Source organism: Frondihabitans australicus, assembly GCF_003634555.1.
In the GTDB taxonomy this organism is placed as follows: Bacteria; Actinomycetota; Actinomycetes; order Actinomycetales; family Microbacteriaceae; genus Frondihabitans; species Frondihabitans australicus.
Map to the genome: position 1 here is coordinate 3,603,389 of NZ_RBKS01000001.1, position 20,573 is coordinate 3,623,961.

At 65.1% G+C, this 20,573-nt stretch carries 22 protein-coding genes and 1 pseudogene; 14 read left to right on the plus strand and 9 right to left on the minus strand.

Translation table 11 applies throughout. The features are described from left to right. Positions 1–236 precede the first annotated feature (236 nt). The gene (locus tag C8E83_RS17215; protein WP_121371314.1) at positions 237–1,457 is read left to right on the plus strand and encodes an MFS transporter; all 1,221 of its coding nucleotides are present in this window, start codon (positions 237–239) and stop codon (positions 1,455–1,457) included. Positions 1,458–1,476: 19 nt separating this feature from the next. On the opposite strand, the gene C8E83_RS17220 is transcribed toward C8E83_RS17215, so the two are convergent. Continuing rightward, positions 1,477–4,179 (minus strand): helix-turn-helix transcriptional regulator, encoded by a 2,703-nt coding sequence (locus C8E83_RS17220; RefSeq protein ID WP_170159987.1) that lies wholly within the window; start codon positions 4,177–4,179, stop codon positions 1,477–1,479. 347 nt (positions 4,180–4,526) lie between these two features. Here C8E83_RS17220 and C8E83_RS17225 point away from each other — a divergent pair, with 347 nt between their 5' ends. From C8E83_RS17225 to C8E83_RS17245, 5 genes are all read left to right on the plus strand, one after another. Further along, the gene (locus tag C8E83_RS17225) at positions 4,527–5,312 is read left to right on the plus strand and encodes an aquaporin (RefSeq protein WP_121371983.1); all 786 of its coding nucleotides are present in this window, start codon (positions 4,527–4,529) and stop codon (positions 5,310–5,312) included. A 159-nt stretch (positions 5,313–5,471) separates the two neighbouring features. Beyond that, positions 5,472–6,545: a Dyp-type peroxidase gene (locus C8E83_RS17230; protein WP_121371316.1), complete on the plus strand. Its 1,074-nt coding sequence runs from the start codon at positions 5,472–5,474 to the stop codon at positions 6,543–6,545. Position 6,546: 1 nt separating this feature from the next. After that, a complete protein-coding gene (locus C8E83_RS17235) occupies positions 6,547–7,350 on the plus strand; it encodes a family 1 encapsulin nanocompartment shell protein (RefSeq protein WP_121371317.1) in 804 nt (267 codons plus the stop codon). A gap of 191 nt (positions 7,351–7,541) precedes the next feature. Continuing rightward, positions 7,542–8,120 (plus strand): molybdopterin-dependent oxidoreductase, encoded by a 579-nt coding sequence (locus C8E83_RS17240; RefSeq protein ID WP_121371318.1) that lies wholly within the window; start codon positions 7,542–7,544, stop codon positions 8,118–8,120. Beyond that, positions 8,117–8,863, plus strand: a complete 747-nt coding sequence (locus tag C8E83_RS17245) for an FAD-binding oxidoreductase (protein ID WP_245981793.1) — start codon at positions 8,117–8,119, stop codon at positions 8,861–8,863. The genes C8E83_RS17240 and C8E83_RS17245 overlap by 4 nt, the downstream gene beginning before the upstream one ends. Positions 8,864–8,963: 100 nt before the next feature. Here the strand turns inward: C8E83_RS17245 and C8E83_RS17250 are convergent, their stop codons facing one another. The 5 genes from C8E83_RS17250 to C8E83_RS17270 form a co-directional block, all read right to left on the minus strand. Continuing rightward, entirely contained in the window at positions 8,964–9,395 is a 432-nt protein-coding gene (locus C8E83_RS17250; protein ID WP_121371320.1) for a hypothetical protein, read from the minus strand. Continuing rightward, on the minus strand, positions 9,392–9,778 hold the full coding sequence (locus C8E83_RS17255) for a nuclear transport factor 2 family protein (RefSeq protein WP_121371321.1): 387 nt from the start codon (positions 9,776–9,778) through the stop codon (positions 9,392–9,394). The genes C8E83_RS17250 and C8E83_RS17255 overlap by 4 nt, the downstream gene beginning before the upstream one ends. 341 nt (positions 9,779–10,119) lie before the next feature. Continuing rightward, complete coding sequence (locus C8E83_RS17260) at positions 10,120–10,857, minus strand: SDR family oxidoreductase (protein ID WP_121371322.1); 738 nt, start codon at positions 10,855–10,857, stop codon at positions 10,120–10,122. Between the two features lie 47 nt (positions 10,858–10,904). Then, positions 10,905–11,435: an NAD(P)H-dependent oxidoreductase gene (locus C8E83_RS17265; RefSeq protein ID WP_121371323.1), complete on the minus strand. Its 531-nt coding sequence runs from the start codon at positions 11,433–11,435 to the stop codon at positions 10,905–10,907. 13 nt (positions 11,436–11,448) lie between these two features. Next, entirely contained in the window at positions 11,449–12,000 is a 552-nt protein-coding gene (locus C8E83_RS17270) for a hypothetical protein (protein ID WP_121371324.1), read from the minus strand. 227 nt (positions 12,001–12,227) lie between these two features. Here C8E83_RS17270 and C8E83_RS17275 point away from each other — a divergent pair, with 227 nt between their 5' ends. Together C8E83_RS17275 and C8E83_RS17280 are read left to right on the plus strand one after the other, a co-directional pair. After that, positions 12,228–13,415: an NAD-dependent formate dehydrogenase gene (locus C8E83_RS17275; protein WP_121371325.1), complete on the plus strand. Its 1,188-nt coding sequence runs from the start codon at positions 12,228–12,230 to the stop codon at positions 13,413–13,415. After that, complete coding sequence (locus C8E83_RS17280) at positions 13,405–14,664, plus strand: MFS transporter (RefSeq protein ID WP_170159988.1); 1,260 nt, start codon at positions 13,405–13,407, stop codon at positions 14,662–14,664. The genes C8E83_RS17275 and C8E83_RS17280 overlap by 11 nt, the downstream gene beginning before the upstream one ends. Here C8E83_RS17280 and C8E83_RS17285 read toward each other — a convergent pair. The 3 genes from C8E83_RS17285 to C8E83_RS17295 form a co-directional block, all read right to left on the minus strand. Beyond that, positions 14,609–15,346, minus strand: coding sequence for a YoaK family protein (locus tag C8E83_RS17285; RefSeq protein ID WP_170159989.1), 738 nt, complete (start codon positions 15,344–15,346; stop codon positions 14,609–14,611). The two genes, C8E83_RS17280 and C8E83_RS17285, sit on opposite strands and share 56 nt — an antisense overlap. 122 nt (positions 15,347–15,468) lie before the next feature. Beyond that, positions 15,469–15,921: a CrcB family protein gene (locus C8E83_RS17290; protein ID WP_121371328.1), complete on the minus strand. Its 453-nt coding sequence runs from the start codon at positions 15,919–15,921 to the stop codon at positions 15,469–15,471. Continuing rightward, positions 15,840–16,313 carry a CrcB family protein gene (locus C8E83_RS17295; protein WP_121371329.1) on the minus strand — a complete coding sequence of 158 codons (474 nt, stop codon included), beginning with the start codon at positions 16,311–16,313 and terminating at the stop codon, positions 15,840–15,842. The genes C8E83_RS17290 and C8E83_RS17295 overlap by 82 nt, the downstream gene beginning before the upstream one ends. 126 nt (positions 16,314–16,439) lie before the next feature. Between C8E83_RS17295 and C8E83_RS17300 the strand changes: the two genes are divergently transcribed. The 6 genes and pseudogenes from C8E83_RS17300 to C8E83_RS17320 all read left to right on the plus strand — a co-directional run bounded on the left by C8E83_RS17300 (position 16,440) and on the right by C8E83_RS17320 (position 20,569). Next, entirely contained in the window at positions 16,440–17,402 is a 963-nt protein-coding gene (locus tag C8E83_RS17300) for a PrsW family intramembrane metalloprotease (RefSeq protein WP_121371330.1), read from the plus strand. Positions 17,403–17,426: 24 nt separating this feature from the next. Then, entirely contained in the window at positions 17,427–17,567 is a 141-nt protein-coding gene (locus C8E83_RS19665; protein ID WP_170159991.1) for a hypothetical protein, read from the plus strand. Between the two features lie 176 nt (positions 17,568–17,743). Further along, positions 17,744–18,079, plus strand: a pseudogene (locus tag C8E83_RS17305) (DUF1003 domain-containing protein); the annotation flags it as partial. Positions 18,080–18,088: 9 nt separating this feature from the next. Further along, entirely contained in the window at positions 18,089–18,883 is a 795-nt protein-coding gene (locus C8E83_RS17310; protein ID WP_121371331.1) for an SDR family NAD(P)-dependent oxidoreductase, read from the plus strand. After that, positions 18,880–19,161, plus strand: a complete 282-nt coding sequence (locus tag C8E83_RS17315) for a hypothetical protein (RefSeq protein WP_121371332.1) — start codon at positions 18,880–18,882, stop codon at positions 19,159–19,161. Before C8E83_RS17310 ends, C8E83_RS17315 begins: the two co-directional genes overlap by 4 nt. Continuing rightward, positions 19,148–20,569 carry an alanine--tRNA ligase-related protein gene (locus tag C8E83_RS17320; protein ID WP_121371333.1) on the plus strand — a complete coding sequence of 474 codons (1,422 nt, stop codon included), beginning with the start codon at positions 19,148–19,150 and terminating at the stop codon, positions 20,567–20,569. Before C8E83_RS17315 ends, C8E83_RS17320 begins: the two co-directional genes overlap by 14 nt. Positions 20,570–20,573: the final 4 nt, after the last annotated feature.

Below are 20,573 nucleotides of genomic sequence, written 5' to 3' on the forward strand. Positions count from 1 at the left end.
GCGTGTCCCTCCTGATACCCCATACGCCGAGGTGGCCTTGTAATCGTTGGGTCCGGCCGTGGAAATCGGACATGTGGCACGGGTATCTGGTCATAGTCGGTCGTTCGGCGGACACGCGCTCGCGCATCGGATGAAGGGTGACCCTGCGAGGGGCAGGATTCTGGAGTGATCATTACCCGACATGGTTGAGCCGTTTGACGCTTGGGTCGGAGGAGCCTGGGCGACAGAGTCGCAGCATGACAACTTCTACGACGAACAGGTCGGTCATCCGGGCGGTTCCCGCCGCGTGGCACGGCATCGGTTTCTGGATTATCGCTGTCGTGTTCACGACGGTCATGGCGTATTCGACTGTCCCCACGCCTCTTTATGTGCTTTACGAGGCGCGTGACGGCTTCCCCTCGTTCGCTGTGACATTCATCTTTGCCGCCTATGCGGTCGGCGTGGTCGCGAGCCTCTATTTCGCTGGTCACATCAGCGATTGGGTGGGTCGGCGTCGCATCATTCTCATCTCCGTCGCCGTGGAGATTCTCGCGTCCTGCCTGTTCATCGCTTGGCCTGACTTACCGGGGCTGCTCGTGGCCCGGTTCGTCAACGGCGTCGGCGTCGGCATGTTGACGGCGACTGCAACAGCCCATCTGAGCGAGCTCAGGGTCATCTCGCGCTCCGACGGATCAGCGGACGCCTCCACCGTGTCCGGCGTCGCCAACCTTGGCGGTCTCGGCTTGGGACCGCTCATCGGCGGCCTGTTCGCCGAGTTCCTGCCCCAGCCGTTGCTCGTGCCGCACGTGGTCTTCCTCGCGTTGTTCGTCGTCGCTGTAATCGGTGTGGCGCTGGTCCCGGAGACGGTTGTGAAAGAGGAGATCCGGCCGGCGTACCGGCCACAGAAGGTGTCCGTTCCGCGAGAATCCCGGGCGGTGTTTTTCGCCGCTGGCGCGGCCGCTTTTTCCTCGTTTGCTGTGTTCGGCCTGTTCACGTCCCTCGCTCCGACGTTCCTCGTCGTGACGCTCCACGAAACCGACCGCCTCGTCGCAGGGGCGGTGTCGTTTTCGGTGTTCGCCGCGGCGTGCCTCGGGCAAGTGCTCCTGTCGAAGGCTCGGATCCGCACACAACTGAATGTGCTTCTTGCCCTCCTCCCCGTGGGCCTGGTGGGTCTCGCCGTCGGCGCGGCCGCCGCGTCACTCCCCGTGTTCGCTGCGTCGGGCGTCGTGGCTGGCGCCGGAGTGGGCCTGCTGTTCCGTGCGGCGCTGTCGACGGGAGCGTCGCTCGCGGGCGCCGAATCCAAGGGTGAAGTTCTGGCGGCGTTGTTCCTCATTGCCTACGCCGGGTTGTGCATCCCCGTGCTGCTTGTCGGCGGTGCACTCGTCATCGCATCGCCGCTTGCCGTCCTGCTGGTCTTCGTTGTGCTCGTGCTGACAGCCGTGCTCGTCTCGGCGATCAACATGCGGCGGCGTCACTGAGCGGACGAAGCAGCCGACACTAGGCGCCGCGGGACATTTCCGGCGAATTCAAGCCGAGCAGGGCGTCGCGGAGACCCGCGCGTGCGGTGACGCCGAGCTTGGGGAAGATCCGGTACAGATGTCCGCTGACGGTTCGCGGGGAGAGAAAGAGCTGGTTTGCGATCTGCTTGTTCGACAGCCCAGCGGCCGCCAGGGAGGCGACGCGCTGTTCCTGCTCACTGAGTTCGATTCCGTCGAGGCTCGCGGGGGTCGGCCCTGATGCTCCGCCAGCGACCCGCAGCTCGCTCTGCGCCCGCTGGCGCCATTGCTCGGCCCCTAGGGCTTCGAAGGCCGCCGCGGCAAGCCGGAACTGTGTCCTGGCTTCAAGCGCGTGCATGGTGCGTCGGAGCCATTCGCCGTATGCGAGGCGGATTCGCGCGATTTCGAATGGAGCTTCTTGCGGTTCCACCAGCGACAACGCGGACTCGAAGAGTGCTCGGGCATCGGTGCGTTCGTCGATGATGGCCCGCGATGCGGTGACGATCATCGTCTGCTTCGGGGCGCGCCGGGAGCCCAAGGCGGCCTCCGCGGCCCTGATCAGTTCCAGGCCGTGCGCCGGCATACGCAGCCGGGCCGCAGACTCGACCGCGTCGAGGAGTTCGACGGGGCCGTAACCGTGCTCGATCCAGTGGCCGCCGACCGGGGGTTTCGCCGTAGATCGTGCGTGCGCGTCTTCGAACCTACCGAGTGACAGGTCAAGGGAAGAGCGTGCGTGGTCCGCGGAGCGGGCGACGAGAGGTGCGCCGTGCCGCAGCGCCCACTGGCTTGCACGGTCAGCTGTCGCAGACGCCCTGTCCGGGTGCCCCTGGACGGAGAACACGAGCGCTTGAAACGCGTCGGCGAGGGCCACAACGGTGCCCGCCTGGTACCGCAACGCCGTTGCTCGGGCTTTGTCCATCGCGTCCACCGCCTCGTCGAGACGGCCGCGCTGGAACGCTGCGACGCCCGTCCGGCACATTCTGAACAGGCCGAGGAGGTCGTCGTCGTTGCCGGTTCCGGCCATGAGCTGCTCAACCCAGTCGCGTCGAGGATCCGTCGCATCGAGGATCGACCAGGCAACATGCAACGACACGAACTTCCACGGTTCCCCGTCTGCGGCCGATTGGCGTGCTGCGTCATACAGCGGTGCGTTCGCGGGGGACGCGGTGCTCTGCAGGCAGTCCTCGACGACGCGGAGAATCGGGTCGACGTCGCGTGTGGCCGTTTCGCCCACGGCCTCATCCCACCAGGCGTTGTCTCCCCGCAGGAAGCACAGGATCTGCAGTGTCGCTGTGAGGGCGTCTCCGGTGGCTGAGTGCATGCGAGGGGTCTGTGCCAGAGCAGCGAGGATGTTCCTCTTCGACTCGCGGACTTCGCCGCGACAGAGGGCTTGCGCGAACTCGAATCCGGCCCGCATGTCGACAGGAACCTGACCATCAGGGGTTGCGAGCTTGGCCGTGACATCTTCGAGAACAGGGAACGCGCCGATAAAGCCGGCGATATCCGCTGCTCGCGCGAGCTGCTTCTGCTTATCCTTCCGACTCTTGGACAGGCGTGCCGCTTGCAGGTAGGCGTTCACGGCCTCATGAGGGCGGCGCGCTTCAAGCGCTTCGCCTGCGACGGCGACGAGGTCGCCCGCCAACGCATCGTCGGCCTGTGTGGCGGATGACGCTCGCACCAAGATGCGGAACCTTCGAGGCAGGTGCTCGCACGCGGTGATAACGGTCCGCACTTCGGTGAGCTCCGCTTCGGATGCCTGGGAGAGAACGATGGCGCGCGTGACGGGATCCGCAAACTCCGGTCCGTTGTCGCCCTCGATGAGGACCCCGGCGTTTAACGCATCCCCGATGGCGGCGCTGTCTTCGGCGATGAACGGCGGAACGATGCCAGCGAACTCCACGGTAGCGACTGCTGCTTTCAGGACGACGGTTCGCGCCGAGTTGCTCAGACTCTCCAAAGCGTTCCGGCTTGACCCGGACATCTCATCAAGCCGCGGATAGCTGGCGGGGAAGATCGCTGAGCGCCGCTTGGACGACTGCGCCGCCCACGCCCGACCGACAGCGTGCAGGATCATCGGGTTCCCCTGCGCCAGATTCGTGAGCATGCGCCGACGCGCGGGAGGCAGATCGATCACGTTCTCCCGCAGCAACTGTTCCGCCTCACCCACGTCCAACGGGCGCAGGAAGACGTGCGGGAGGTCATTCCACCCCGGGATGAGTCTCCGGTCGTCCACCGCAACCACGCACACGGCGCTGGAGTTCCTGACGACGTGGGTGAGAATGGCGTGCAGATGAGCCTGGGCGGCCCGCTCCAGGTGATGGAAATCGTCGACCAAGACGACATGCCCGCGCGCCAGCGGACGTGGAACAGATGCGGCGTCGACATGCATCCCTGGCGCGTTCGCGCTCCCGCTTGGCTCACTCTTCGGGGCCACGACCGGCCACAGCGACATCAGCGGTTCCAGCGACGACGCCGAGATCACGGGATCGCCGGCATGGGCTCTCATCTGCACGACCTCGAGCCCTTCACTGCGCGCTGCGGCGGCAGCACCCGCGAGTGCGAACGACTTCCCGAAACCTGTCCCTCCTTCGACGATCACGAACCTGTCCAGGAACGTCGATGACGGGTGGAGCGCGCGGGCGAAAGCTTCATCAGCTTGGACGGGGCCGCGAACGGCCCTCTCAGCGGACATCTCGATGGTCATTGTCGCTCCAGAGATTGATGGCATCGATAAGGGCGGACGTCGAAACGTCCGCATTCGGAGACACGCTTGCAAGTTAGGGGACTCTTCGCCGGCCGCACATCACCCCTGCGTTGAGACGACCTCCCCTCCTGCGTCCGACGCAACCTCCGCCGGCCGTCGGGAAGCAAGCCTCGACATTGGGCAGTGCGCCGACCGGGTCGAATGACTCAGGCGCAGAGACGGATCTTTTTGCCACGCTCGACGCAGCAGACCCTGACCACACAGGCAGCCCGGTACAGGAACGCCGCATGACTCGCCGCACCCGCGAACCCTCATCACTCGATTTCACCTAAGGCTCGGTGCTCAACATGACCTTCCCCGCAGCACCGAAACCGGCCCGCCCTACACGGGCCGGAAAATGGGCCGCTGAGTTCGCTGGCACGTTCCTTCTGACCTTCGGTCTGGTTGGAGCGGCAACCTTCTCGGCGGCCCACGTGGCCGGTGCCGGCACGCCGGCACCCGTCGGCATCCTGGGAGTGGCGCTCGCTCTCGGACTCACCGTGATCATCGGCGCCTACGCGTTCGGGCCCATTTCCGGCGGGCATTTCAATCCCGCCGTGTCACTCGGTCTCACCATCGCCGGTCGTCTTTCGTGGCGAGATTTGCCCGAATATGTGATCTCCCAGGCGCTGGGCGCCCTCCTTGGCACAACCGCTGTCCTCGGTATCGCGGCCGGCGCCGGCCACACCTTTCTGTCTGCTGCCGTCAATACGGGTTTCGCGTCGAACGGATACGGCGGTCACTCGCCCGGTGGATTCGGCATCGTGTCGGCCATCATCGTCGAAGTGGTCGGCACGGCCGTTTTCGTCTTCGTGATCCTCGGCGTCACCAACGCCCGCTCGAATCCCAGCGTCGCCCCCTTTCCCATCGGCATCACCCTGACGCTCCTGCTCCTCGTGGCGATCCCCGTGGACAACGCCGGCTTCAACCCGGCTCGCTCGCTTGCCACAGCGGTATTCGGGGGAGGACCCTGGATGGGCCAGTTGTGGCTCTTCGTCGTCGCTCCCGCCGTCGGGGCGGCGATCGCAGGAGCCAGCAACCAATTCCTGTTCGAGACGGCCACAAAGAATACGGACGCATCCGATGGACAGTAACTACCGTGGCGTCGCCTGGGTGCCACCAGTCGGGATCGAACGGCTGGGGCGCCATCGACGCCGCTGGTTCCCCCGCCGCGTTCCACCCGCAACCCACGGCGACCACGCATCATCATTCACGGACATCACGTACGGTGACTTCTTCAAAGCCGACGGCGAATGAGCAACCGCGCTGACGGGACCCGTGTCCCCATCGACGCCCAAAGCATCGACGCACCGCTGACCAAAGCGGCCGTCTTCCTCACCCTGACCGTGAAACCAGACTTAGACGACGCCGACGCTGTGCGAGACATCCTCGACGGCCTCGATGACCTGATCAAAACAATCGGCTTCCGGGATTTGGCAGCTCGACTCACCTGCGTCGTCGGCCTCGGACCGGGCCTTTGGAAGCGGCTGTCACCAGGAAGCGCACCAGCAGAACTTCACCCGTTCGTCCCCATCGACGGGACACCCCACCGGGCGCCTTCAACCGCCGGCGACCTGCTCTTTCACATTCGGGCGGACAGGCCCGACTTCTGCTTCGAACTGGAACGGCTTATCCTCGCCACCCTCGGAGAGCACGTGCGGATCGAAGACGAGGTGCAGGGATTCCGCTACTTCGACACCCGGGACCTCCTCGGCTTCGTCGACGGCACCGCGAACCCCGTCGCCCAAGAACTCGACGCCGCAGCTCTGGTCGGGGCAGACGACCCGACGTGGGCCGGCGGCAGCTTCATCGTCGTCCAGAAATACCTCCACGACCTCACACGCTGGAACGATCTGACGACCGACGAGCAAGAGGCCATCATCGGCCGGTCCAAAGCAGACAACATCGAACGCGACTCAGACGCCGAAGAGCGGCCCTCGCACAAGACGCTCGCCACCATCACCGACGATGACGGCAACGAATACGACATCCTCCGCGACAACATGCCTTTCGGCAGGCCGGGCGCAGGAGAGTACGGGACATACTTCATCGGCTATGCCGGACACCTGTGGGTCATCGAGAAGATGCTCCAACGAATGTTCCTCGGAGAAACCCCCGGGCAATACGACCGCATCCTGGACTTCTCCACAGCCGTCACCGGCGCCACCTTCTTCGCCCCATCCCGTCAGCAGATGGCACTGCTCGCCGCCGGCCCAGCGGCGGCAGCCATGGAGAACACCGCAGCGTCAACCGACGGCTCCTCCTCAGCGCCTTCGAGCGCGCCCACCTTGGGCATCGGTTCCCTAAAAGCACCCACCGGAGAGTGACATGAACCACTTGCTGCGAGACCTAGCCCCGTTCGGCGTCGACGCATGGACGATGCTCGACGACGAAGCCCGAAGCCGACTCACCGGGTCGCTTTCTGCACGTCGAATCGTCGATTTCGATGGCCCGCTCGGCTGGAAACACTCGGCCGTCGACCTAGGGCGGACGGACCCCCTGACGTCAGCGCCTTCCTCCATCCAGGCTCGCCGCCGCAAACTCCTGCCGTTATCGGAACTCCGAGCCGGATTCCGACTGAGCAGAAACGAACTCCTCGATTTCTCCCGGGGCGCAACCGACATCGACCTCGGACCGCTGGACGAGGCTGCTCTCGCGCTGGCCGCGTTCGAGAACGAGATCATCTTCCACGGGTGGTCCGACGCGGGCATCACCGGCATCGTCGAAGCGTCCTCCCATGCTGACGTCGCCCACGATGGTGAAGCAGCGTCCTATCGCGACAGTGTCGCCGAAGGCGTCGCCGCACTGCGCCGCGCAGGCGTGGACGGCCCCTACACGCTGGCCGCCGGACCCGACGATTGGGTTGCCCTCGTCGACACGGACGATGCCGGCTACCCGCTGCGCAAGCAACTGCACGGCATCCTCGGCGGACCCATCGAGTGGACTCCCGGCCTGCGGAACTCGGTCATCGTCAGCGCACGCGGAGGCGACTACCAACTGACCGTCGGTGAAGACTTGGCCCTCGGCTACGCGTCGCACGACGCAACCACCGTCGACCTCTACGTGGAGGAGACCCTCGCGTTCCGGGTGAACACGCCAGAAGCCGCCGTCCGTGTCGTGCCGCAGCTCTAAGCGGGCTCGGGGTCGCCAGCCGAAGACAGCTCCGATGACCGTTCTTCGCACCACCGCGACCGCACCCGCTCGACCGTCATCAAGCCTGACGTCGACCCGGCGCCACCACGCACCCTTCGCCTTTCCGTCTGGCTTGTGTCTGCGACACAATGCTGACGACGGGTTCCACTGTTTCGCTCCGAGGAGATGACATGGCCGGATTCGAAGGATTCGCGAGCCGCCGGCAAACCGACCCGGCTCTTCCACCAGGGCAGCACCTGGAGCGGGGTTTCCCGGTCCTGTCCGCCGGCCCAGACCCGAACATCAAGGTGTGGGAGCTGCAGGTCGCCACCGAGACCGGGCAACGCTCCTGGTCGTGGGACGACTTCCTGGCGCTGCCCCAAGAGGACATCACCACCGACATTCATTGCGTGACCAGCTGGTCCAAGCTCGGAACCCACTGGCGGGGCGTGTCCGTCGACACCCTCTTCGACGGACTGAAGACTGAGCAGAGGTTCGCCATGGCCCGCTCCTACGGCGGATACACCACGAACTTGCCCCTGGAGGACCTCCTGGGCGGCAAAGCGTGGGTCATGCACACGTTCGAAGGTCGACCTCTTGCTTCCGAGCACGGCGGCCCGGCACGCCTGTTCGTCCCCCACCTGTACTTCTGGAAGAGCGCCAAATGGCTGCAGGGCATCCAGACCATGGCCGTCGACCGGCCAGGCTTCTGGGAGAACTACGGATATCACAACCACGGAGACCCATGGAAAGAGGAACGCTACGCGTGAGCACCGACTGGCGCCCCGCCATCTGCGTTCAGGGCCGACCCGAGACGTTGAGCTCTCGGAGCATCCGTCTCAAAGTTGACAACCTCGGACCGGTCGTCGCCGGTCAGCACATCGACATTCGGCTGACGGCCGACGACGGCTACCAGGCTGTTCGTTCCTATTCCCTGTCTGCGACACCTCGCGGAGGCCCTGGAGGGACACCGCTGGGTAACAGCGAAGTTGAAATCGCTGTCGAAGAACTGCCCGAAGGTGAAGTCTCCCCGTACCTTGTCGAAGCTCTTGCCCCCGGAGACCCGCTGGAAGTCCGTGGACCCGTTGGCGGCTGGTTCGTCTGGCACCCCACTGATTCAGAGCCAGTGCAACTCATCGGTGGCGGATCTGGCGTCGCCCCGCTCGTCGCCATTCTCCGCGCCCGCATCGCTTCAACCAGCGCTGTACCGATGCGGCTGCTGTACTCCGTCCGTGCTCCTGACACCGTGTACTTCGCCGACGAACTGGCCAGCTACACCACCTCGCCCAACATCACCGTGGATCTGGCGTACACGCGTGTGGCTCCACACGGTGAGGCTCGCCCGCCCGGGCGTCTCACCGACCGGGACATTGAGAACTTCGTCCAGGAACCCGGCTCTGGAATCGTGTACGTCTGTGGCCCGAACTCGTTCGTCGCGGCCGTCACCGACTTGCTCCTCGCCCGCGGCTACGACTCCGCGGCCATTCGCACGGAACGCTTCGGAGGAGCCTGACGACCCCTGCGAGGTCCGACACCATAGGCGTCACGTCCGAGTGCCGGGTGGTCATGCCCGGGTCGCACTGGACAGAGCGTGCGCTCGCGGGCTTTCCGTATCAGGCGATACAGGGGACGAGGCGTCCGCGGAGGCGGCGGCAGAAAACCGCATTGCGCCACGGGTCCTCCACGCACGTCACACTCGTCGCGGGATGGATCAGGCCGAAGAGTTCCTTGCCCGTCGGCGGAGCCGGCCGGGGCGGGTCGGCGGTCGCGAACGCGGACGACACGGCCTCGTCCGACGCCCTGTCGACGTATTCGAAGGCTCCCGGCCCGCCGATGACGATCAAACGCACACGCCGCCGGGTGCCGCGTCCGGACGACAGCCGGAGCACCGTCAGGTCGCCACGGAACTGGATCATCCCGATGGACAGTCCCGCCTGCGCCAGCCACCACGCCGCTGCTTCGCCGGCACGCGGGGCCGTCACGATCTGCACCCCGAGGGGTCGCAGCGCGTTGACGCTGCCCGTCGGGTACTGGGTGGTGCTCATCCGTGCAACTGACGCCAGACGGTGATCTGGCAGTCGTGAACCTCGAAGCTGGCGAAGCTCATCAACTCCCGGATCGGCTGGCCGGGGAAGCCCAGCAGGAGGGCTTGTTCGACGAGGACGCGGTCACCGCACGTGGCCACATGGATGGGCTCGATTCGGAAGATCTCGAAGTTGTCGATGATGGCTTCGCACAGCCGTAGGACTTCGCCGCGGCCCCGCACGAGACTGCACGTACTCGGCTGGTAGACGACGTGTGTGCTGAGGAACGGTTCGAGTTCGAGGACATCGTGGGTGTTCAGATTGTCGATGAAATCGCGGACGACGAGCTCGTGCTCGACGGCGGTCGTCATCTTTGCAACGGCTTCCTCAAGAGGGTCGAGCATGGTGTCTCCTTCCGTGATCTGGTGACATTCACTCTCGCCGGAGTGCGCCCGGCGCGGTTAGGTCAGATGTCTGCAAACCGCCCGCGTTTTTCCTGCCTGACCGCACCTTTTCCCGGAGCGTTATCGAGCGAGTGAGGTCATCGGACCCGGACTCTGGTGGACAGGTCAGCTGACTCTTCCCCGAGCCAGGTCGCGGACCATGTCACCCACAGCACAAGGCCAGGAGCGTGCAGACATCGCTCGGTCCACGCACGTTGCGCGAGCTTCACTGGACCGCACTCCTCGCGGGACGTGTGGAGCGGCGGCGCCGGTCGCGGATTGCAGGCGTCGCGGTTTGCGTTCTACGCGGTTCCGCCGTTGACGTGCAGGTTCTGGCCGTTCAACCAGCGGGCACGACCGGCGAGCAGGGAGACGACTTCGGCGATGTCGGAGGGTTGTCCGAGACGTTCGAGCGGGGAGTCTTTGGCGAGATCCGTGAGGGCGGGTCCGTCTTTCCCTTCCAGGAGCTGTGGCGTTGCGACGCTGCCCGGGGAGACGGAATTGACGGTGATGTTTCGGCCTCGCGCCTCACGGGCCAACGTCATCGACAACGCCTCGACGGCTGCGTGTGACGCGGTGGTGATGCTTCGGCCGGCGGGCGTCAGTCGAACGTCTGCGGAGGCCATGTTGACGATGGCGCCGCCGTCGCGGACGAGTTGCAGTGCCAGCTGGTTCACCGTCAGCGTGCCGAGGATGTTCGCCTTGAGGATCTGATCGGCGGCTCGAAGGTCCAAGTGGCTGAGGAGTCCTTCGAAGGTCCGCGACGCCGTGTGGACGACGACGTCGACACCGCCGTACTCGGCGAGGACCATGTCGAACACGTAGCGCATGTTTGCCTCGTCGGTGATGTCGCCGGCGACGGCGATGGCTTCACCGCCGTCGTCGATGATCTGGTCGACGATGTCGCGAGCTTTCTCGGCGTGGGTGAAGTAGTGCACGGCGACACACATGCCGTCGGCGGCGAGACGCCTGCTGATCGTTCCTCCCAGGGTCCCGGAACCGCCGGTGACGAGTGCGATGCGGCTGGTCGTCGTCTTCATGTCGAAATCTCCTGGCGCGTGTGACGGCCGATAGCAGGTGTCGTACGTCATCGGCGTCCCGCACCGACACCATCGATGTAGGTGCCGACGTGGTTTCTCAGACCCGAACCGTCTTCCAGGACGTTGTCGACGACGATCGGGGTCTCCCACGTCATGCCGAGTCGCAGCGCTGTCGCTTTCAAGGGCACGAGGAACTGGTCGATGGTGAAGTACTGGGGCCGGCCCGGTTCGTATTCGCGGGCGTCTTCCGAGGTGGAGACGGCCACTTGCAGGGACTTGCCGCGGAGGAAACCGGGACCGCCGTCGTCGCCATACGCCCAGCCCCGTTCAAGGACGCGGTCCATCCAGTCTTTCAGCAGCCCGGGGACGGAGTACCAGTGCAATGGGAACTGCAGAACGATGTGGGTGTGTTCCAGGAGGAGCCGCTGTTCGAGTTTCGCGTCGATGATGTGGTCGGGGTATTCGGCGTAGAGGTCGTGCAGGGTGACGTCCCCCTTCTCGAGGAGTGGTTCCGCGAGCGATGCGTTGATCCTGGCCGCCTCTTTGTTCGGGTGGGCGAGGATGATGAGTGTCGACATGCCTGCTCCCGAGTCAGTTCGTGGGCGTCGGTTGCGGGGTCGACTCGAACAGCGGCGATGACGTGTCGCCGGGGTCCGCAGGATTCGTACCGGCCGGTGTCGGCAGCAGAGTCTTGTATTCGTTGAGCGCACCGGTCAGGATCGGGATCCGAAGCATCTTGCCGGTGCTGGCATCCGACTGCACGAAAACACGGATGAGGGCACCGGGTTCGACGTGCAGGTCCGAGAGGATCATCTGCTCGTCACCGGGTTTGGTGCCCCGGAACAGCATCGACGTCGGTGCCATGGAGAGGGTTTGAGTGACCCGTCCGTCCGTCGTGTCGTACTGGAAGCGAACGTCGGCGGGGGACGCACCGGTGTTCAGCAACGTCATGCTCAGACTGCCCGTCTTCCCGTCATTGCTGATGAGAACGGCGTTGCGGACCTCGATCGAGCCGATGTCCGCATTCGTCCCATCGGTGACGTCTTTGATGTACTGCGTCTCCGTAGGGATGACGAAGTTGCAGCCGGTGAGGCCCGTCGCGGCCCCCACGGCGATGGCTGCGATGGTGACGAGTCGTTTCATGCGAAAGCCTCCGTTCTCTGGGTTCCTCCGATCTTGAAAGACGTGCCGTAGGTGCCGAGTCAGTCATTTGACGGCATCCGGTGCCGACGACTCCATCTCCGCCATTCCGAGTCATCTGACGCATTCGGTTGGCGCCAGGTGACCGGCAGGGTGGCATCGGGCGAACCGGGGACCGAACCGTCGGCAATCCGGTGCGATTCCGCGGCCCCGAACGGAAGGCAAACGTCATGGCGAAAGTGCTCTGCGTCCTCTACCCGGACCCCGTGACGGGGTACCCGCCGCAGTACGCACGCGACAGCATCCCGAAGCTGACCGAGTACCCGGGCGGGATGTCCTTGCCGACGCCGTCGACCATCGACTTCACCCCGGGGGAGCTGCTCGGCTGCGTCAGCGGGGAATTGGGGTTGAGGAAGTTCCTGGAGTCTCAGGGGCACGAGTTCATCGTCACATCCGACAAGGACGGCGCAGACTCGGAATTCGACCGGCACCTGCCCACGGCAGACATCGTCATCTCGCAACCGTTCTGGCCGGCCTACCTGTCGGCGGACCGCATCGCCAAGGCTCCCAACCTCAAGCTCGCCATCACCGCAGGAATCGGTTCTGATCACGTTGACTTGGACGCGGCGATTGCCCGGGGCATCACCGTGGCTGAAGAGACGTACAGCAACAGCATCAGCGTGTCCGAGCACGCGGTCATGCAGATCCTCGCACTGGTGCGCAACTACTTGCCGGCACACGAGTGGGTCGTCAACGGCGGGTGGAACATCGCCGACAGTGTCGAACGCTCCTACGATCTCGAAGGGATGGACTGCGGTGTCATCGCGGCCGGGCGGATCGGGCTTGCCGTTCTGCGCCGACTGAAGCCCTTCGGCGTCAAGCTGCACTACTTCGAACGTCGGCGCCTCGCGCCCGAGATCGAAGAGGAGCTGGGGCTGATGTATCACTCCGACGTCGAATCGATGCTGGAGATGATCGACGTTCTGTCCATTCACGCGCCGCTGCAACCGGAGACGTACCACCTCTTCGACGACGCGATGATCGGGAAGATGCGCCGCGGGTCGTACATCGTGAACACGGCGCGGGCCGAAATCATGGAGCGCGACGCCGTCGTTCGCGCTCTTCGGTCCGGTCAGCTCGCGGGTTACGCCGGCGACGTCTGGTATCCGCAACCGCCCGCGGTCGACCACCCGTGGAGGACGATGCCCCATGAGGGGATGACGCCTCACATGTCGGGGTCATCCCTCTCGGCGCAGGCACGTTACGCGGCCGGCACGCGGGAGATCCTCGAAGACTGGTTCGCGGGGACCCCGATTCGGGAGGAGTACCTCATCGTCGACGGAGGCAAGCTCGCCGGAGCCGGAGCCGTGGCGTACACGACCGGCGGGGCGTCAAGCCCTGGCAGCAGTGGCTCCTGACCCGGAAAGGAGCCACGCGGGGACGGTTGCGGGCATCTCGTTCGCCGCCTTCGCCGTCCCCAACTTCCGGAAGTTCGCCATCGGCCAGGCCGTCAGCCTGATCGGGACGTGGACGGAAACCGTTGCCCTTGCCCTGCTCGTCCTGCACCTGACCAACTCCGGGTTTCTCCTCGGTCTCGTCACCGCCGCCCGGTACGTGCCGGTCCTGCTTTTGACCCCGTATGCCGGGCTCATTGTGGACCGGTCCTCGAAGCGTCGCGTCCTGCTGGTCACGCAGACGGGCCTGGCCGGACTGTCGGTCGTCATGGGCACATTGGCTTTCGCCGGCCGGGCGAACCTCCCCGCGGTGTTCACTATTGCGGTCGCTTTCGGCTGCCTGTCAGCTCTCGATAATCCGGCCCGGCAGGCTTTCATCCCCGAGATCGTCGGCCGCGACCTGATTCGCAATGCGGTGACCATCAACAGCACCTTCGTCAATGTCGGCCGGGCTCTCGGACCGCTGCTCGCCGCAGTTCTCGTGGCAACAGCCGGTATCGGCTGGTGCTTCTACATCAACGCGGCAAGTTTCGGAGCGGTCATCATCGCCCTCACACTTCTCGACCGTGCTCAGCTCGCCCCGACCGTCCCGGTGCCACGAACGAGGGGGCAGTTCACCGCGGGAGTTCGTTACGCACTCACCGTGCCGACGATCATCGGACCTGTCCTGATGATGGCGTTCATCGGCACGTTCACGTATGAGTTCGAGGTGAGCCTCCTCCTGCTGGCCCGAACCCTCGACGGCGCCTCGCCGTTGGCGTACAGCTGGCTGATCGGAGCGTTCGGAGCCGGATCCGTTGCGGGAGGCTTGTACTGCATGCGCCGCCCGCAGACCGGAGTCGCGCGCCTCATCCGCGCCTGCGTCTTGTACGCCGCAGGCCTGGCCGCGGTCGCTGTTGCCCCGGTCCTGTGGTTGGCCGTCGGACTGATGTTCGTCGTCGGTCTTGCCAGCATCACGTTCCTCACCACCGGGAACAGCACCATTCAGCTGGCCGCTCGACCGGAGATGAGAGGTCGTGTCACTGCGCTGTGGTCGACGGCGTTCCTCGGAACAACCCCAATCGGTGCGAGCATCATCGGTGCCGTCGGCGGTGTCAGCCCGCGGCTCGCAGTCGGCCTCGGTGCGGCAGCCTGCGTGGCGGCTCTAGGTGTCGGCGTCACCGTTTCGCGGTCATCGACTCGAGCGACGCCCGGGACGACACCACCAGAATGACGGCCGCTGCGACGAGCACGAACGGCAGCACCGGCGCAATGACAGGAACGGATGAGGACAGCGCCGTTCCGGCGAATGCGCCGGCGGAGAGCGACAGCACGATCACCACCTGGATGGCTTTCGACCCTCGTTTCCGGTCGGCGAGCTCCTCCATGACGCTGGTCAACGTTCCCGTGACGAACGTCGTCGTCAGCCCCGCCGCCCCGGAGATCTTCTTCGCCAGGACCGTCTGAAGTCCGAGCGCCGCTGCGGAACAGCCGATGAACGCGCACTGAAGCGGCAGCGTCGTGTGTCCCTCCCACACCAACCACTCGGCCACGATCACGAGTTGCAGGCCCGCTGCAACCACGGCGACCCCTAACAGCCGAAGGGTCGCCAAAGACGAATCCGCGTTCGCGGTTGGTCGTATCACCCAGAAACCCACAAAGCTCGACCCGGCGAAGCAGACCACAGCGGTCACCGCGCCCGCCAACGTCGACAGCCAGTCCGGCCGGGAGAACAGTCCCGCGAGGACGAGATTCCCTGTCATGTTCGCGGTAAAAATCCCGCCCAGGAGAAGGAACGCGAACGCGTCCGTGGCGCCGGATGCGAGAGCAAGAAGAACCAACGCCAAGTGCACCCTCGCCCGCGGCGTCGCCTCGCTGGTCATTGCCGGCCCGGGTGAAGTGTTCGCTGATGTCATGGACCAAGGGTGGGGCGCCCTCCCTCCGCACGACAGAGTCGTTTGGCCTCCATGTTCATCCACCGGTGCGTTCATTCCGGTCGCGAACCGGATGCCGACCGCCGAAGAGACTCGACAGCCTGTCAAAGGTGAGCGCCGACTGCGAGGCCTGCGGAAGCCCCGATCAAGCACGTCACGAGCACGCCCCACACGGTCGCCGCTGCGAGAAACCAGCGGCCCTGCCGGGCCAGGGACAACGCTTCAACGCTTGCGGTGCTGAACGTGGTGTAGCCGCCGAGCGCGCCCGTTCCCAGCACCATGACCCACTGCGCCGATCCGGGAGCCGCGAACGGGAACGTCGTCACGACACCAAGAAGAAAGGAACCTGTGGCATTGATCACCGCCGTCGGCCACGGCCACACGTGAGGGCTCTTCGAAGCCCACCTGCCGACGGCGTACCGGACCAAGGCGCCACCGCCTCCAGCCGCGCAGGTCAAGATGAAAACCGTCACGTTCACGAAGCGACCCCCTCGGGAACAGACGCCGGCTCCGGTGCGGGCTTGATGCGCGGCGAGAACAGACGATGCCCGGCCCACGCGGCCAGAACACCCGCCGAAACCAAAGCGAACGACACGGCGATCGCGAGCACGAAAGCGCCACGGCTGAACAGGATCGTTCCGGCCAGCGCCATCGTGCTGTACGACGTGAACCCGCCCAGGACGCCGACTCCGATGCCGACGTTCAACACGTCCTTCATCCCCCGGCCGACGCCGGCCCGTGACGCAACAGCCGACACCGCACCCAGGACGAACGCGCCGACGACATTGATCGCGACCAAGCCGACCGGGAAACCATCTCGTCCTGGCGCAAGCATCTCGCCAGCCGCACGAGCCCCGGTACCGACAAAGCCGCCGACCACCACGAGAAACACCCTGAATACCGTCATGGCCACACTGTCGCGGATCAATTGACCTCCGAGAACAGTCACTTGACCTCACCTGTCGGCCGGGCTCCCGGACAGGTCCGCGCGAAAGCGAGTCAGCCTACTCATTCGCCAAACGTCGACACCTTCAAGGATTGAAGCCCACCGGCCATCACACACAAGGAGGACGACATGGCGACGGAACTCGCGGCCGCCGAACAGAAACTGCACCCCCATCGCCATCACCGTCACGGCTGGTGGTGGAAGACCCTCATCGCCGGGTTCATCCTCTGGGCGATCACCATCGTCGTGACCGCAGTCACCCGAAACGTCAACCTCATCCCGACGTTGATCCTCCTCGGCAGCTTCCTCGTTCCCTTCGCCGTCGTCCTATTCGCTGTAGAACGCGTGAAAGGCTCCGTCAGCACCCTGCAGCTGGTCCTCGCATTCTTCGTCGGCGGGATCTGCGGCGTCCTCGGCGCATCACTGCTCGAATCGAATCTGCACCAGTCCGTGTGGATGTTCGTCGTCGTCGGCTTCATCGAAGAGTTCGTCAAAGGCGCCATCGTCGTCATCGTCGGCTGGCGAGTCGTCCCCAAAACCGCCACTCAGGGAGCGCTGCTCGGCGCCACCATCGGGGCCGGGTTCGCCGCCTTCGAATCCGCCGGCTACGCGTTCAACGCCGCCATCACATCGCAGGGCATCGACCTCGTCTCTCTTCTCCACACCGAAGTCCTGCGGGCCATCCTGTCGCCGGTCGGACACGTGCTGTGGACGGGACTGCTCGGAGCCGTCGTCTTCGGCCTCGCCAAGCAGCGCCCCCGATTCCGGTGGTCTTTCCTGATCCTCGCCGCCTACGCCACCATCGCCCTCCTGCACGCCCTCTGGGACTCGACATCGGAACTCGCCTCCTACCTGGCGTTGTTCCTCACCGGGAACGCCACCGCCGTCCTCGAGCACGGCTTCCTGCCGCAAGGCACAGCAGACGCCGTCAACACCCTCGCCACCGTCTTCTACATCATCGGTCTCGCCGTCGACGCCATCATCGGCGTCCTCATCCTCATCCTCGTGCTCCGGCACTACCGCCGCGCCGAACGGCTCCACGCCGCCGAAGCGACGTGGGACGACCCCGACACGGCGTGGTGGACCCACTAACGCCAATCGAATGGGACAGGAAACATGAATCGCGACATCCTGCACGACGCCCCCGGGCACCGCATCCGCCCCGACGACCTCGAGCTACCGCCTACGGAACCCGTGGTCATCGAGTTCACCCGAACCAACTTCGACACGTTCACCTCCCCGGACGCCGGCCTGTGAGCGGCCGCGGGCAGGCCGCGAACGCATCCCGCTCAGGGCGGATGCCTCGCCTTCACAGCGCCCGCATCGTCCACGCGAAGAACTGGCACCAACGCGCCCAAGAACGGTTGAAACCAGGCGACCGCGCCGCTGACGTTCTCCGCAACGCCATGGGCAGTTGACCGTTCGTCGGAGCGTTCATCCTCTTCATGCTGGTATGGGCCGGCGCGAACAGTGTCCGTGGAGCATGGGACCCCTACCCATTCATCCTCTTGAACCTGCTCCTCAGCATGCTCGCCGGGCTGCAAGGCGCCATCCTGCTCATCTCCGCCCGCAGGCAAGACGCCATCGCCGCCACCCTCGCGCAAAGCGACTATGAAACAAACGAAGCGGCAAAAACCGACATCGAACGGCTCCTCGACATGAATCAGCAGCAGCTCCAACTCATCGAGACCCTCTGCGCCGCCCTCAACGCCACCCAGACCACCAGCCCCTCCGACGAGGCGGCGACGCCGAACCCGTCGGACCTTTGAAAGGCAACCATGCTCATCGACCTCTCCGGTAAATCTGCGCTCGTCACCGGGTCAACCCAGGGCATCGGGGCCGCCATCGCCCTGGGTCTGGCCAGGGCAGGAGCGGAAGTGGGTATCAACGGCCGCACCGCTGAACGAGTGGACGAATCCATCGCCTGGCTGCAAGCGAAAGCACCGTTGGCGCGTTTCGTCCCGGTACCCGGGAACATGGCCGACCAGCAGCAGGCCACTGCGGTCGCCGAGTTGCTTCCCGACTTCGACATCCTCATCAACAACCTCGGCATCTTCGGATCCGCCGACCCGCTCTCCATCGACGACGCCGAGTGGAAACGCTACTTCGACACCAACGTCCTCTCCGCCGTCCGACTCACACGCCTGTACCTCCCGGCGATGATGACCAAAGGCTGGGGGCGCATCCTCAACATCGCCAGCGACTCCGCCGTCGTCACCCCCGCCGAGATGATCCACTACGGCATGAGCAAGACCGCCCTACTCGCGGTCAGCCGCGGCTTCGCGAAGGCAGCCGCCGGCACCGGCGTCACAGTCAACTCCGTCCTCGCCGGCCCGACGCACACAGACGGCGTCGAGGACTTCGTCTACGAACTCGTCCCCCGGTCGTTGAGCTGGGAGGAAGCGGAGCGGCAGTTCATGCTCAAGTACCGGCCGCAAAGCCTGCTGCAGCGGCTCATCGAACCGGAAGAGATCGCCAACATGGTGGTCTACCTAGCATCCCCAGTCGCTTCCGCGACCACCGGCGCCGCCGTCCGCGTCGACGGCGGTTACATCGATTCCATCGTCCCGTGACCGACCCCACCGCGCAGCCGTTCCTGCCCGACGAGCACGGGCTCCGACGGGACCGGCAGCTCCGGCTCTACAACGCAAACACACTCACGGGCGACCGAGAGCGGCAAATCCGGGCAGCGTGTCGCGGAGCGGACCCCTACGGGACGGTTCTTCCCGCCTGGATGACGGAAGCGCTGCTGCACGAGATCGACCGGCTCCGAACCCAGCTCGACACTGTTCTCCGCCAGAGCGGGAGCGATGCCCCACCCGAAAGCGAGAGCACTCATGAACGTGGATGACATCCGCCGCGCCTACCTGCAGTTCATGCTCGAGCGCGGTCACGTACGTATCCGACCCGCGAGCCTTGTTCCGGACGACACCACGACATTGTTCACCAGTAGTGGCATGCAGAGCCTGCTGTCGTTCTTACTGGGACGTCCTCACCCCGACGGAACTCGCCTGACCGACGTGCAACCGTGCCTGCGAGCTCAGGACATCGACGACGTCGGCGACAACCGGCACACCACATTCTTCGAGATGCTCGGGAATTGGAGCCTCGGCGCCTACTTCAAAGAGCAGCAGATCCGGCAGTTCTTCAACTTCCTGACCGACATCATCGGGCTCGACCCTGCCCGGCTGTATGTCACCTGCTTCCAAGGCGACAAAGAGCAGGGCATCGCCCGCGATGACGAAGCCGCCAGCATCTGGCAGAAGGTGTTCGAGGAAGCGGGCGTCGAAGCACGCATCGCAGTCATCGGCAGCCAGCAGGACGGGGACCGGCGAGGCATTCTTCCTGGGGAACGGATCTTCTTCTACGACGCCGACCAGAACTGGTGGAGCCGCGGAGGGTCCCTCCCCGGCACACCCTCCGGCGACCCGTGCGGCCCGGACAGCGAGGTGTTCTTCGACTTCGGCCCGCAACACCACGACGGCCGTTTCGGGCTAGCGCACCCAGCAAGCGACGGAGGCCGCTTCCTCGAAATCGGCAACCAAGTGTTCATGCAGTACCGACGCGAAGCCGACGGGTCGTTCGTCCCTCTCGAACGCCGCGACGTCGACTTCGGCGCCGGACTGGAACGCATCGCCGCGGCCGTCCGGGACGATCCCGACATCTACCGCATCGATGTCCTCGCGCCTCTCATCCGCACCGTCGAAGCCATCGCCAGCACCTCCTACGACAGCGACCCGACCACGATGCGCATCATCGTCGACCACGTGCGGGGCGCCGTGTTCCTTGCCGCGGATGGAGTAGTCCCCTCCAACAAGCAGCAGGGCTACGTGATGAGGAGGCTTCTCCGCCGCGCCATCGCAGCGGCCCGCCGTCTCGACGTCACCGACCATTTCTTCAGCCGTCTTACCGACGAAGTCATCCGCAACTACGCCGACACCTATCCTCAGCTCGCCGCCCGTCGAGAGTCCATCACCCACCTTCTCGACATGGAGGAGAAAGCCTTCCGCCACACGTTGGATTCCGGATACCGGGAATTGCAAAGGCACACAGGGACGACGCTGTCCGGGCAGGACATTTTCCACCTGTCCGACACATTCGGGTTCCCCCGCGACGTGACCTTGGAAGAAGCGCGGCGGCTCGGAAGCGCCATCGATGCCGAATGGGACTCCGACTTCGCCAACGCCCTCGAGGCCCAACGACGCCAGTCACGGCAGCATTCACCACTCGGCGCCGGCAGCACCCCCGACACCAAGTGAATCG